General features: G+C 56.0%; 11 protein-coding genes and 2 tRNA genes. 6 read left to right on the top strand and 7 right to left on the bottom strand.

From position 1 onward, the window contains the following. A tRNA-Lys gene (locus tag G438_RS0108535) sits at nt 1-73 on the top strand. 69 nt (nt 74-142) lie between these two features. Here G438_RS0108535 and G438_RS0108530 read toward each other — a convergent pair. Beyond that, nucleotides 143-637, bottom strand: coding sequence for a peroxiredoxin (locus G438_RS0108530; protein ID WP_240471046.1), 495 nt, complete (start codon nt 635-637; stop codon nt 143-145). Between the two features lie 124 nt (nt 638-761). Here G438_RS0108530 and G438_RS0108525 point away from each other — a divergent pair, with 124 nt between their 5' ends. Beyond that, nucleotides 762-2,348: a Na+/H+ antiporter NhaC family protein gene (locus G438_RS0108525; RefSeq protein ID WP_026460962.1), complete on the top strand. Its 1,587-nt coding sequence runs from the start codon at nt 762-764 to the stop codon at nt 2,346-2,348. Here G438_RS0108525 and G438_RS11525 read toward each other — a convergent pair. The 6 genes from G438_RS11525 to G438_RS0108495 form a co-directional block, all read right to left on the bottom strand. Beyond that, the gene (locus G438_RS11525; RefSeq protein WP_034285717.1) at nt 2,334-3,134 is read right to left on the bottom strand and encodes a formate/nitrite transporter family protein; all 801 of its coding nucleotides are present in this window, start codon (nt 3,132-3,134) and stop codon (nt 2,334-2,336) included. The genes G438_RS0108525 and G438_RS11525 overlap by 15 nt on opposite strands. A gap of 162 nt (nt 3,135-3,296) precedes the next feature. Next, nucleotides 3,297-3,380 (bottom strand) — tRNA-Leu (locus G438_RS0108515). Between the two features lie 13 nt (nt 3,381-3,393). Next, on the bottom strand, nt 3,394-4,695 hold the full coding sequence (gene mnmA / locus G438_RS0108510) for a tRNA 2-thiouridine(34) synthase MnmA (RefSeq protein ID WP_026460961.1): 1,302 nt from the start codon (nt 4,693-4,695) through the stop codon (nt 3,394-3,396). Continuing rightward, a complete protein-coding gene (locus G438_RS0108505) occupies nt 4,692-5,906 on the bottom strand; it encodes a cysteine desulfurase family protein (RefSeq protein ID WP_276201352.1) in 1,215 nt (404 codons plus the stop codon). The genes mnmA and G438_RS0108505 overlap by 4 nt, the downstream gene beginning before the upstream one ends. Before the next feature lie 2 nt (nt 5,907-5,908). After that, entirely contained in the window at nt 5,909-6,904 is a 996-nt protein-coding gene (locus tag G438_RS0108500; RefSeq protein ID WP_026460959.1) for an electron transfer flavoprotein subunit alpha/FixB family protein, read from the bottom strand. A gap of 2 nt (nt 6,905-6,906) precedes the next feature. After that, the gene (locus G438_RS0108495) at nt 6,907-7,701 is read right to left on the bottom strand and encodes an electron transfer flavoprotein subunit beta/FixA family protein (protein WP_026460958.1); all 795 of its coding nucleotides are present in this window, start codon (nt 7,699-7,701) and stop codon (nt 6,907-6,909) included. 267 nt (nt 7,702-7,968) lie between these two features. Here G438_RS0108495 and glgX point away from each other — a divergent pair, with 267 nt between their 5' ends. The 4 genes from glgX to G438_RS0108475 all read left to right on the top strand — a co-directional run bounded on the left by glgX (nt 7,969) and on the right by G438_RS0108475 (nt 14,440). Continuing rightward, nucleotides 7,969-10,257, top strand: a complete 2,289-nt coding sequence (gene glgX / locus G438_RS0108490) for a glycogen debranching protein GlgX (protein WP_051259439.1) — start codon at nt 7,969-7,971, stop codon at nt 10,255-10,257. A 98-nt stretch (nt 10,258-10,355) separates the two neighbouring features. Next, nucleotides 10,356-11,456, top strand: coding sequence for a tryptophan--tRNA ligase (gene trpS, locus G438_RS0108485; RefSeq protein WP_026460956.1), 1,101 nt, complete (start codon nt 10,356-10,358; stop codon nt 11,454-11,456). Nucleotides 11,457-11,553: 97 nt separating this feature from the next. Continuing rightward, nucleotides 11,554-12,336 carry a VIT1/CCC1 transporter family protein gene (locus G438_RS11520; RefSeq protein WP_240471045.1) on the top strand — a complete coding sequence of 261 codons (783 nt, stop codon included), beginning with the start codon at nt 11,554-11,556 and terminating at the stop codon, nt 12,334-12,336. A gap of 64 nt (nt 12,337-12,400) precedes the next feature. After that, on the top strand, nt 12,401-14,440 hold the full coding sequence (locus G438_RS0108475; protein WP_026460955.1) for an alpha-1,4-glucan--maltose-1-phosphate maltosyltransferase: 2,040 nt from the start codon (nt 12,401-12,403) through the stop codon (nt 14,438-14,440). The last annotated feature ends 5 nt before the right edge of the window (nt 14,441-14,445 follow it).

Here is a 14,445-nt window from a genome sequence, read left to right as displayed (position 1 = left end):
GCGCCGTTAGCTCAATTGGCAGAGCAGCTGACTCTTAATCAGCGGGTTGGGGGTTCGATTCCCTCACGGCGCACTTTTTGTCCCTGGTTTTTCCCAGTGGTTTCTCTATACGAGCGCGGCACGTGCCGGTAACGCTGCACCTTTAGTCCACGCCCAGATCACGCCGCAAACGCGCCACGTGCCCTGTCGCCTTCACGCCACGCTGTGCAAGTACAATCGTGCCTTGCGGATCGACAACGAAGGTCGAACGTATCGTGCCAATGACAATACGGCCATAGTTTTTCTTCTCTCCCCAGGCGCCCCAGGTGCTCATCACCGCTTTATCCCCATCGCAAGCCAGGGGAAAATTCAGCGATTCTGTCTGCGCGAAGCGCTCAAGTGCAGGGATAGAGTCAGGGCTGATACCGATCACCCGATAGCCTGCCGCGGCGAATGTATTGAGGTTATCTCTAAAATCACATGCCTCTTTTGTACATCCTGGGGTGGAGGCTTTGGGATAGAAGTAGACCACAACACCTCTATCGCTATCTTTTAGCAGGTCATAGAGGGAAATGGTGCCCTGGGTACTTTCAAGTGTGAAATCCGGTGCGATGTCACCTGGGCCAAGGAGCTGCGTTGACGCTGTCATTTCAGTCATGCCACCATCATGGCATTGACGTGTTGTACGTGCACTATGTGGGCAAATCTGCCAAGGTGGCGTCCAAGTTTCTAGGCTGACGAGGCACTGCGCACGTATCGTCCCTTACCTGTAGGAGTTTGCTGTGCTTGAAGCCTATCCCGCCTTATCGTTGCTACCACCAATTGTGGCGATCGTATTAGTGATCGTCACGAAGAAGGTGCTGGTCTCTTTAGGTGTGGGTGTTGTAGCTTCGGCGCTCCTTATCTCCGACTTCAATATAGCTAAAACGCTGTTGCTCCTGTGGAATACCTTGTCCGACATTTTCTGGGATTGGGAAGCGGGCACTGCCAACTGGTACTCGGTATTGATACTACTTTTCCTACTCACACTGGGTGTGATCACCTCAATGGTGATGATGGCAGGTGGGACCAGCGCCTTCGCTGAATGGATGATGACGCGCATTAAGAGCCGACGAGGCGCCCAATTTCTTGCTGCGGGTCTGGGAATGGCGATCTTTATTGACGACTACTTCAACGCCCTGGCAGTTGGACAGGTATCACGTCCCATCACTGACCGGCATCATGTATCGCGGGCCAAACTTGCCTATCTCATTGATTCCACGTCCGCGCCCGTATCGGTACTTACCCCCTTTTCCTCGTGGGGCGCCTCGATTATCGGCATTATGGCGCCACTCCTTGCAGTATCCACCGTCAATGTCGATGACGTCTCCGCATTCATGTATTCGGCTGTCATGAATTACTACGCCATCGGTGCGTTGGTGCTGCTGTGGATGGTGATTGCATGGGACGCTGATTTTGGTCCGATGCGCCGCGAGGAGAACCGCGCTATCAATGAAGGGGCGCCCTTCGACCCGGCAACGCCGATCCCCGGACAACTCACGGAAGACCTGCCTCGTCACGAACCGGGAGCACGCCGCTCACTCATCGTTCCCTTCCTTGTCCTAGTTGCCGGTGTCATCGTAGGCATCCTCTTCACTGGGTATGTTGCCGGTGGTAGTGCCAACCCTATGGAGATGCTGGCAAATACTGACGTCCCAGCCGCATTGAATTACGGGGGTATCGCTGGCTTGTTGGCGGCAATGTACTACTACCTACGCTATACGAGGCCGAATCCACGTTTCACCGCAGGGGTTTTCTTTCGCGGACTTGTCGGTGGTGCGCGTTCAATGATGCCCGCCATCAATATTTTGGTGTTCGCATGGATGCTTGGTGCGCTCATTTCCAGCATGGGCACTGGTGACTATATTGGGTCACTGGTAGCGCAAACACAGGTGCCATCGCAATGGCTTGTCCCGATTTTGTTCCTTGTGGCCGCCTGTATGGCATTTGCGACGGGGACGTCCTGGGGTTCCTTTGGTATATTGCTACCGCTTGGCGCCCAAATCCTGGGCGCATTGCCAGGCGGTGACGACGTCCTTCTAGCGACATTCGGGGCTGTCCTCGCGGGCGCTGTTTTTGGTGACCACTGCTCACCCATTTCTGATACAACGATTTTGTCGTCAACGGGTGCTTCGTGTCATCTGATGACACATGTCAACACGCAGTTACCCTATGCGTTCCTGGGTGCTGCGGCATCACTTGTGGGGTACGTGGTTTTTGCGCTCACACTGAGCGCAGCTGCTGGTTTAGTGGCGATGTTGGTGGTACTTGTTGCCGCGATATTCCTACGGCGCCTTGGAAACGTGAAAGCATCCTCAGCCGTGAGATGACGGTAAGGTTTTGCTTTCCGTTTTGGCCGCTAGCCACTGTGCGAGGCCAACGAAGATCGCACCACCCGTAAGATTGCCAAGGAATACGGTACCGAGGTTACGTCCAACTTCGACCACAGTGGCACCCTCAACACCGTAGAACAGCGCCATGGAGAAGGTCGTCATATTTGCCACGACGTGCTCCATCCCTGATGCAACGAAAGCAGCCATACACCAGCCCATCAGGATCATTTTTGCCACATCATTACTAGTTCTGCTCACCGACCACATCGCAAGGCACACGAGAATATTGCACAGAATGCCGCGGAAGAACAGTTCAACGGTTGTTTTGTGGGTTTTCGCTGAAATAAGTGCTGCAAGTGCCTGTCCAGGCAGGGTTTCGGCATCCATAATCCCGGCGCCATACATCAGCGCCGACAGCACCATTGCCCCAGCAAGGTTCCCCAGGATCATCAGCACCATCGTGCGTAGCGCCGGAAACCAACGGGCTTTACGTTCGAGCAAACTCACCGGCAGAATCATCATCGCCGACGTGGCCAGCTCTCCTCCAGCGAAGGTCGTGAGAATCAGACCGATACCGAATACTCCGCCTTCCACAAGGGGGGCCGCAGGCGAGCCTGTTAAACGAAAAGGGCCACCCGCACACAGCATGAAAATGCCTGCAAGTCCGATATAGGTACCTGCCAGCATCGCAGCAACGATATAGGGCCCCACTCTTCGCGCACCATGCATCTTGTGGTGGGCAAGTGATACCTGAGCGGCAATGTTTTCGCGTAATGTCAGCACGGTTGTTCATCTTGCCGGACGTGGAGTCCCATCGGTTGGGACTAAAGTGTGCCACTGTGCTGCGTGGACGTTGCAGTTCAGCGAAGAAAATCTCCACATCCCTACGCGTTGGGGTGAGCGACGTCGTGAGATATTACAAGACCCACGACAACGACCCCATATTGGTGCGCGAGGGGGGACTTGAACCCCCACGTCAAAGACACTGGAACCTAAATCCAGCGCGTCTGCCAATTCCGCCACTCGCGCGTGCCAGGCTATCTTACCTGTTCCCACCTGCTGACAACGAGTCGGCCCGTGAGGTGCGTCGAATGGTGGCTGAGGCAATCACCCGCGTACCACGGTATAAAACTAGGGTTTGACCTGCAGCAACGCCTCGAAGTGGGGCGGCAAGTGTCACGGTAAGTGTGGCCTGTTCCTCACGAAGGGCGCCCTGAGGCGCGCCAATACCATCCCCCCCATCATCGCAAGCGCCTTCGACGCTCAGTCCTGGTACAGCAACTGGCATCATGCTCACAGGGACGCTTGGCAGCACACCGGTGGTGTCAACAGCTGTCACCACCGCAGGTGTCCCATGAGCCCTCACCTGCGCAGTCAGCACCTGGGGCGGCACATCTGCCAATCGACGATCAGCCAGCGTATCACCGAAGGCCGCGGTGGCCTCGTCATCAACATTGGCCACGTCATCAGCGGCAAGCCACACGACCTCATCACATTCAATGCGAGTAATACTCAGTAGTTCCGCAGCACCAACCACCACCTGGTTGGTCTGTGGGAGCGTCTGAAGAACGTAGCGTGGACGCCCATCAGCTGCGGGGTTACCCAGGTGAAGACCGCGCCGTTGGCCAACTGTGAAATTCCAATACCCGTCATGGCTGCCTACGACATCACCATCAGCAGTAACGATCTCCCCCGCCAAAACGCCTAAACGTGCCCGCAGAAAACCTTGTGTGTCCCCGTCGGGGATAAAACAAATGTCGTAGGAATCGGGCTTGGAGGAAACCCCTAAACCAAGTCGCTCTGCCTCCCCGCGTACCCATTCTTTGGACGGGGCACCGCCCAATGGCAGCAGTACGCGTGACAGTTCTTCTTGTCCCATGACGGCCAAAACATACGACTGGTCTTTCAGTTCATCTACCGCACGGTGCAGCTGCGGACCATCTTTGCTGTCGATGAGTTGCGCATAGTGTCCGGTGCACACTGCATCGAACCCCAGGGCGCGGGCACGCTGCGCGAGTTCACGAAATTTGACGAATTCATTGCACCGCACGCAGGGATTAGGTGTAGCCCCCGCTTTGTACTGTTCGACGAAATCTTCAATAACGGTTTCTTCAAACTGTTCCGCAAGGTCCCACACATAAAAGGGAATGCCAAGATGTTCGGCAGCACGAGCCGCATCCCCAGCATCCTCCACAGAACAGCAGCCACGTGAGCCGATACGGCATTCCTGTGGTGAGGTTGACAGCGCCATATGGACGCCAACAACGTCATGTCCTGCCTCGACGGCTTTGGCGGCAGCAACAGCAGAGTCAACACCTCCCGAAAGCGCAGCAAGTACTCTCATCGCTGTCCTTCCAATCGATCAAGTGCCTGCCCGGCATTCAAAGCTCGCGGCAAAGCATCGACAAAAGCGTCAATATCGGCGATTGTTGTGTCCTTACCAGTCGAAATGCGTAACACTCCGAGGGCTTGGTCCGCAGTACGTCCCATTCTCATCACAACCGCCGACGGCCTGGTCACGCCAGCATGGCACGCTGACCCCGCTGACACGTGGACGCCATCAGCGTCCATTGACATCAACAAAGCCTCAGGGTGTCGCGTTGGCAATGACAGGTGGATAATTGTTGGCACCGCGTACTGTGGCGGTACTGTCACCGTGACGAGGCCCGCGCAGGTTTGCGCTAAACGGTGCAGCAGGTGGTCGCGCAGCGCCGCCGCATGGTGGTGCGCCATTTCACGGTGCTCCACCGTATATTCAAGTGCCGTTGCTAATGCGACAGCTCCCGCGACATCTGGTGTTCCCGATCGGATACCCCGCTCATGCCCCCCACCGGGACGGTCAGTAATGAGCGGAGTACCACGTTTGGCAAGGAGCACACCCGTGCCAACAGGGCCGCCCACCTTATGTCCACCAATACTCATCAGATCAACACCGAGGGCGCCAAAACGCACATCGACCGTACTGATTGCTTGGGCGGCATCTGTGTGGATCAGCGTTTGCAGTGCTTCGGCCCGTAATTTCACAAGGCTCTCAACGGGTTGAATCGTGCCGATTTCCGAGGCGACATACACCACTGAGATCAGCGCAATATCCAACCATTCCTGGGCGTCTTCAAGGCTGGCAAGGTCGGTGACACCGTATGCTGAGATGGGCAGCACCTCGCAGGCCAGCCCTGCGGCATCGGCGATTGTCGATTGTTCAAGCACCGCATCATGTTCCACGCCAGAGACAAGCACGCGCCTACGACCAGTGCGGGAATGCGCACCGCGCGCCCCACCCATCACGGCGAGTGCATCGCTTTCTGTTGCGCCGGAAGTAAAGACCACTTCGGCACGCTCGGCGCCGAGGCATGTGGCAACACGTTCGCGCGCATCCTCCAGTAGTTTGCGGGCACCTCTGCCTCCACCATGGAGGGCTGCGGGATTACCCGGTCGCTGACTGAGCAGCTGCGTTGTCTGTATCCACGCGTCTAAAACTCCTGGAAGCATCGGCGTGGTGGCCGCGTGGTCCAGGTAGTGTTCAGTCGCGCGTACACGAGGTGACGGGCTTGTCACCGTTAGTCGCCGCGCATTTCATTGAGGGCAGCAATCGTCTGCGGTACGATGTCGAAGATATCGCCCACCACACCAAAATCTGCGATTTCAAAGATGGGGGCGTCAGGATCGTCGCAGATCGCCACGATATATTCGCTCGATTGCATACCGACGGTGTGGTGGATGGCACCGGATACACCCAAGCCAATGTAAAGTTTGGGCGACACCGACAGGCCCGTTTGCCCAATTTGGATCGAGCGCGGCACCCAGCCTTCGTCAGAAGCAACGCGGGTTGCTCCAACGGCGCCACCAAGGGCGTCGGCGAGGGATTCAACGACAGAGAAATCACCGTCGGTTCCCCGACCGCCAACGACGACGGTGCGAGCCTGAGTAAGGCTGACACGTCCATTCGTGTTTTGCTCGGCTGAGGAAATAACTGTCACTGACTGTGCTTGCGTCGAATAGGTAACGGCAAGGTCGTGGCGGGACGGCGTGGTAGGAACGGCAGCGACGGCTTCTTCTACCGCTGACGGACGTAAGGCGATGATGGGCGTACCGCGCGTGATACTCACATGTGTCGTCCACGAACCGGCAAGGGCCGAACGAGTAATCAACAGCCCGCCGTCAGGTGATACCGCAGCATCTGTCACGTCAACGGCAGCACCTGAGTCAAGGGTTGCAGCGACTCTGGCGCAGACTTCTTTGCCTCGATAATTGGACACGGCGAGTACTACTGCTGGTTGGATGTGGGCGATACAGGCAAGGAGAGCGTCGCTCACGACGCCACTGAGGCGGGGTGATTGGCCTGCAAGGTCTGGCACAAACACGGTGGTGACGCCTTGAAGGCCAAGGGCTGCCATGTCGGGTGCCGTATTGAGTGCCACGGCATCAACTTCGGCACTCGTCAAGCGACGAGCGAGGGTGAGTAATTGCCGTGACGCTTCGGTGAGTGTATAGCCGTTGGTGTCATCCCCAACGTGGTCAGTTAAAACAAGGACCGGGCGGTCAAAGGTTGTCATCGTTACTTCACCTCGTTCAGCAGGTATTGGGCCAAACGCATGCCTGCATCGCCAGAGTCGGTAATGATTGTTCCGTTTCCGGTGCGTTCACGCGGGGCCGCCCCTTCCACACGGGTAGAGGCGATAGCAGATTCAACGACCGCACTGTCCACATGCGCGCTGAGGTCATCAAGGGACCATTCGTCCATCGGTTTGCTACGAGCAGCCTTCATTGCGGCAAAAGCAGGGTAACGCGGCTCATTGACCTGGTCGGTCACTGAGATCACCAGCGGTGTTGAGGCAGCCAGGACGTCGTCAAAACCATCAGCGCTACGGTGAATGGTCACTGTCCACGGACCGTTGCCTTCAACGGCGATCTCGTGGGCAAGGCCAAGGAAAGGAATGTTAAGGCGGGCAGCAAGCGCGGCAGGCATCATTGAGGTCATTGCGTCTAACGAGGCCATGCCAGTGATGACGGCATCGATCGGAGCGTCATCCGCAAGGGTTTTCACGGCGGCTGCAAGCACCTGCGCGGTGCCAATCGCGTCGGCACCTTCAAGACGTTCATCGCTTACTAATACGCCGCGGTCGGCGCCCATTTGCAGGGCGCGCATTAAGGCATCTTCCGCATCGGCTGGGCCCATAGTCAGTGCGATGACCTCACCGCCGTATTCTTCAACGAGGCTCACGGCCGCTTCTACGGCGTTTTCATCGAGTTCGTTGAGGACGTCATCCTCACCGCGAACAAGACGGCCGTCAACGAAACGGCGGTCAGATTGGACGTCTGGGACGTGCTTGACGCACACAACAATTCGCATATATCTAGCGTGCCATATTCCTAGGTGTTCCTCGCGCGTCGAAAGGGTGTCGTTCGCCTCGTCTACCGTCCACTGCGCACCGCCATACGGTGAAAATATGCTCAACTTCCCCGGTGCACACCCTTTTACTTTTCCCACATTTGCCTACGCCAAGCGCGAAATCCCTGAGGCGTCCCGATACGCTGCGGTATGATTTTACATCGCAATAATCATCAAATTTAGCTACGGCTATCGTTCGTGACCACCTGTTACTAAAGGAGCCCGGTAATGCCTTCGCCGCATATCCGTTCCGATCGCAACAACGTCCAACACATTGCCCTGCGTAACCCTGAGCCGCGCCGCATCGGTGTTTTCGAAAATAACGGCGGACTCAATATTTCGCTCATCGCCCGCCATGCTTCAGCCGTTCATTTCTGTGTGATCCACGACGACGGCTCTGAAACACCCTGGGAACTGTATGGCCCAGAAGTTGGTATCTGGCATGGCCGCCTTGAAGGCCACGGGCTGGGTACGCGCTACGGTTTTCGTGTGCATGGACCGTGGGATCCTGAAGGTGGAATGTACCACAATCCCAATAAACTCCTCATTGACCCGCGTGCACGCGGTATCGAAGGTACCGTCGATTTTGGACCGCATGTGTACGCTCACCGCGTTGACGAAGATCTCTACCCCTTGACGCTACCAATGGAAATGTCACCCCTCGATTCTGCTGGGCACGTTCCTGTCTCGGTGGTGACAAATTCGACCTTTGAACTTGCACCCAAACCGCGGGTGCCATGGTCGCGCACTGTTATCTACGAAATGCACGTCAAAGGCTTCACCAAGGAGATGCCCGGTATCCCCGATGACCTGCGTGGAACCTATGCGGGCCTTGCCCACCCCAAATGTGTTGATTACCTCAAGCACCTGGGTATTACCGCCGTCGAACTTCTGCCCATTCACGCCAAATGTGACGAAACATTCCTCACGGAACGTGGTTTGACAAACTATTGGGGCTATTCCACGCTGAATTTCTTTGCCCCCGAACCTTCCTACGCAACGGCTGGAGCACGTGCTCAAGGGGCTCAGGCGATCATTGACGAGTTTCGGGGAATGGTGTCGATCCTGCATCAAGCAGGTATCGAAGTCATTTTAGACGTGGTCTATAACCACACCTGCGAATCAGGGCAAGCAGGCCCTTCCCTATCTTTTAGAGGTATCGACCAATGTTTGTACTACCGCCAAACCCCGCACCGGCCTCGTCAACAAATTGACACCACCGGCTGTGGCAATACCCTCAACGTGGATCATCCGCAAACGATGGCCCTCGTGTTGGATTCACTCCGGTATTGGTCACAAGATATGGGGGTTGACGGTTTCCGTTTTGATCTTGCATCCGCTTTGGGACGCTTCGCATGGGGGTACACGCCACTGCACCCACTCTTGATGGCAATTGCCACCGATGAACGACTTTCGCGTGACAAGATCATCGCTGAACCGTGGGATGTGGGTATCGGCGGCTGGCAGACAGGGAATTTCCCAGATCCGTTCTCCGAATGGAATGACCAGTACCGTGGCGCCGTTCGCTCTTTCTGGCTATCTGACTTGGGCAATCTTTCCAAAGGATGGGATGCATCTGGGCCAAATAACCTTGCGACCCGCCTATCCGGTTCACAGGACGTCTTTAGTCACGGCACTGGATATTTGCGTGGCCCGCGAGCCTCAATTAACTTCGTCACCGCACACGATGGTTTCACACTGGCTGACCTTACTGCCTACAACCACAAACACAATCTGGCCAACCTTGAAGAAAACCGCGACGGAACCGACGATAACCGCTCGTGGAATCACGGCATTGAAGGTGGTGTGATGCCATCGCCTGATCCTTTGTCAGATACGCCCGATGCGCGTGGCATTATTGAGGACCTGCTGCCGATGCGGCACCGTTCGCAGCGCAATTTACTCACCACAATGTTGGTCTCTGCTGGAACACCAATGATCACTGCGGGTGACGAATTCCAACGCACCCAATTTGGTAATAACAACGCTTACTGCCAAGACAGTGCAATTTCGTGGGTTGATTGGGATTTATCGCCCTACCAAATCCATCAGATGAATACCACGCGATGGTTGCTTTCTTTGCGCCGTAACCACCCTGTGCTGCGTCCTTCTTCCTTTGCCACAGGCTCTGTTCTTGCCGGTGACTGGATTGAAGATTTGTCGTGGTATAACGCTGCTGGTCAACCCATGGCGTCGGACGCGTGGGGGCGCAAGGAAAGTCGCATATTCCAAATGTTGCGTTCAGGTCTGCCTTTTGGAGACCGCGATGCGCTGGTCATTATTAACGGGATGGTCGAGGAACAAATAGTGACGCTACCTGAGGGACATGGCGTGGACTGGCGCATTGTCATGGATACCTCGTGGGAATCACCACTTGACGGCGGAATCGACGTTGAGGCAGATATCGACTCGCTTCCGCTCGGACTTGAACTGGTGTCTAGTGGCGCCACCCTGGAGTTGGAACCTGCATCGATGATCGTATTGCTTTCTGACGCGCGTGTGACGCCGCGTAGTTGAGCACCATCACCACGACACCACCAATGGCCACCGACGCGCCTCGTAGCGTAGGTGAACCCAAGCCGCATGTCGGTTACATTGCGCGGTAGAATCTGCGGGTGACTACGAGCGAAGATATCCTTGCCAATTCGACAAATGAAGCCTCCTTGGCGCGCACCCGCCAACGCAGCGAAGAGATCGACCGAGCAATCGACGAAGATCCCACACGCTTTCGGATGCTCACAGGAGACCGCCCCACGGGTCGGCTCCACTTGGGGCATTATTTCGGGACGCTACGTAACCGTGTGTTGCTCCAAGATCGCGGTGTGGAGACGTGGGTACTCGTTGCCGACTATCAGGTGATTACTGACCGCGACGGAGTCGGACCGATTCGTGAACGTGTCATTGGGCTTGTGGCAGATTATTTGGCGTCTGGCCTTAACCCGGAAAAAACCACAATATTTAACCACTCGGCGATCCCGGCCCTTAACCAGCTAATGTTGCCTTTCCTTTCCTTGGTTACTGAATCCGAGCTTCACCGTAACCCCACGGTGAAAGCTGAACTTGATGCCACCGAGGGGCGCGCCATGAGCGGCTTAATGCTCACCTACCCGGTGCATCAAGCGGCCGATATCTTGTTCTGTAAAGCCAACCTGGTGCCTGTGGGCCAAGACCAACTCCCCCACTTGGAGCAGACGCGCCTCATCGCCCAACGTTTCGATAAGCGTTATGGGCGCGCCACCGCCGAACGTCCCGTTTTCCCGAGGCCTGAAGCACTGCTGTCGCAGGCACCGCTTTTATTGGGCACTGATGGTACGAAAATGTCGAAATCACGCGGCAACACCATCGAATTGGCGATGAGTGCCGATGAGACTGCGAAGATACTGCGCAAAGCCAAAACTGATGCAGAGCGAGTCATTACGTGGGATCCGCAGCAGCGTCCTGAGGTATCGAACCTTCTGCTCCTTGCCTCCTTGGCCACTGGTCAAAGCCCGCAAGAGATTGCCGAGTCTATTGGGGACAAAGGTGCAGGCACTCTGAAAACAGTGGTGACTGATGCGCTCAACGACATGCTTGCCCCAATACGCGCTCGGCGCATGGAATTGATGGATGACGAGGCCTATCTCCTGTCCGTACTTGCAGCAGGCAATGAGCGGGCTAACGAAGTGGCTGACACTACCCTTGCCGAAGTCCGGCAAGCCATGAGCATGGTGTACTGAGGCTTACCAAAGATTCCTGCTCACAGCGTTACCTGAGCGGCGCCAGGGGTGGCTTTCCTTGCTGGAAAGCCACCCCTTCACTCTCTACTGTGACGCTATGACAACAATTACGTCAGGGCTTATGGCTCGCTTAACGTCCTTTACTTCTTCTTCAGATTCTTCACGGAACACTAAGGCCGATACTAAAGATGGGTCTCGTCAACAGTCTGTGGCTTCGCGCTTGAACTGGTTGCGCGCTGGTGTCCTCGGCGCGAATGACGGCATCGTGTCCATTTCAGGTCTGCTTGTCGGCGTCGCCGCAGTAGATCCCACGAATACTACGGCAATCGTCATTGCAGGCACTGCCGGTATTGCTGCGGCGGCACTGTCAATGTCGGTTGGAGAGTACGTGTCGGTATCCACTCAGCGCGACACTGAACGCGAACTCGTTCAAACGAAGCGTCGTGCCTTGGCTGATGACCCACAAGGACAGGAAGAACTTCTGGCAAAATTGTGGCAAGACAAGGGGTTGTCACCTCAGACCGCTGCGGCAGTGGCTGCTGATTTGTCGCGCAAGGATGCCTTAGGGGCACACCTGAGTGCAGAACACAATATTGATCCTGACGACCTAACCAATCCATGGGAAGCTGCCCTGTCCTCTTTCTTAGCGTTCCTTGTCGGTGCCGCACTTCCCATGATCGCAATGGTTTTATTGCCACCGCCAGCACGCATTGTCGGCACATTTATTTCTGTTCTTATGGCACTCGCACTCACCGGTTGGGTCAGCGCAGTTTTTGGCGAGGCCCCACGGCTTCGCGCTGTCACGCGCCTCGTGGTGGGCGGCGCCGTTGCGATGGCACTGACCTGGGGTATCGGACATCTCTTCGGTGTGAGCGTCTGACAAACGTTCGACATTTTTTCGTTTTCTCGGTCACAAATGGAAGAAAAGGCAGTACCCTAAAGGGGTGAGCGAGTACACCATCCCCCGCATCCCTGCTGTCGAATTATTCCCAGTCATCGAAGACGGAAAGCTACCCGCAAAGGCAACCCAAGGCGAGGCTTTCCCTATCCGAGCCACTGTTTTCCGAGAAGGCCATGACGCCTTGTGCGCCGAAGCAGTCCTCATTCGTCCTGACGGCACTGAGTTTTCTCGCACCGTCATGGTTGATATTGCACCGGGTCTTGACCGTTATGAAGCCTGGGTGATGCCTGATAGCACGGGCCTGTGGTCATTCCGTGTTGACACCTGGTCTGATCCCTACGCCACATGGAAGCACGACGCGTCAGTGAAAATCGATGCAGGCGTCGATGTGGAACTGATGCTGGAAGAAGGTGCCCGTCTTTTAGAACGTGCCGCCGAAGGTGTCACCTTGCCACGCGGGAAAGTCAAGGCGCGTCAACCCGGTGCTGACGTGCGCGCCATTTTCCTTGAAGCGGCGGGACGTTTACGTGACACGAAAGGTTCCCCGCAGCAACGTTTGTCTGCCGGTGTTTCTTCGCGAGTGAAGGCCGCTTTCAGGGATTATCCGCTTCGGGATCTGCTGGATTCGACCTGCTCCTATCCCCTTAAGGTAGCCCGCCCGAAAGCGCTCGCTGGATCGTGGTACGAGATATTCCCCCGCAGTGCTGGCGCATTCCAGAAACCTGACGGCACCTGGGTGTCCGGTACCTTACGTGGCGCTGCTGCTGATCTTCCGCGTATCGCTTCGATGGGCTTCGACGTTATCTACCTCACCCCCATCCATCCCATTGGCACGACCTTCCGCAAAGGAAAAAACAATACGCTCAATGCACAGGCAGGTGACCCAGGTAGTCCCTACGGCATTGGGGCACCTGAAGGTGGACATGACGCCATCCACCCTGACTTGGGAACCTTCGCAGATTTTGACGACTTCGTGAAGGCAGCCCAGGCATTGGACATGGAAGTGGCACTAGACCTGGCATTGCAGTGTTCACCAGACCACCCGTGGGTCAGTGAACATCCCGAATGGTTCACCACACGAGCTGACGGCACCATCGCTTACGCGGAGAATCCTCCAAAGAAATACCAGGACATTTATCCGCTGAATTTTGACAATGACCCCGAAGGGATCTACAAAGCAATCCGCGACGTCGTCATGCTTTGGGTAAAGCATGGTGTCACATTCTTCCGTGTCGATAATCCTCATACGAAGCCACTACAGTTCTGGCAGCGTCTTATTGCCGAGGTGCACCAGACCCACCCAGACATTGTTTTCCTCGCGGAAGCATTTACACGTCCAGCGATGATGCGCACCCTTGGTGCCATCGGTTTCGACCAGTCCTACACCTACTTCACCTGGCGTCGCACTAAGGAAGAAATCGAAGAGTATCTGCTGCAGGTCTCCCGCGATACAGCGCATCTCATGCGTCCGGCCTTCTGGCCGACGACACACGATATTCTTACCCCACAGATGTGGAGCGGTGGAACGGCAATCTTCGCCATACGTGCCGTACTTGCTGCAACCGGTGCCCCAACGTGGGGCATTTACTCCGGTTATGAGTTCGTCGAAAATGACAACCGCCCTGGTTTCGAAGAACAGAACAACAACGAAAAATATGAGTATCGGCCACGCCAGTGGGCAGACGCTGAAGAAACCGGTATTCCCCGTCTTCTTGGCTTGTTGAATGCTGCGCGCGCAAAACACCCTGCTCTGCGCCAGTTGCATGATCTGCGTATCCACCCGACATCGCACCCAAATTTGGTGGCTTTCTCTAAACGTGTTCCAGCACGCTTTGCAGGCAATGGACATTCAGATATCGTCATCACCGTCGTTTCACTAGATCCGCATCACACCGTCGAAGGTGAGGTATATATCGACCTCGCTGAACTGGGTGTGGAAACGACTGCTGGCACCTTCAAGGTGGTGGATGAGCTCGACGGCCACGAATACACCTGGCACGCGACGAACTGGGTGAGCCTGTCACCGTGGACACGTATCGCTCACGTCATGGCGGTGGAGACACCCGCTCACCATTCGCGTTAAGGATG

The sequence above is a fragment of the Schaalia suimastitidis DSM 15538 genome (genome assembly GCF_000429105.1).
GTDB lineage: Bacteria > Actinomycetota > Actinomycetes > Actinomycetales > Actinomycetaceae > Pauljensenia > Pauljensenia suimastitidis.
This window is presented reverse-complemented; position numbering and strand designations above follow the sequence as displayed.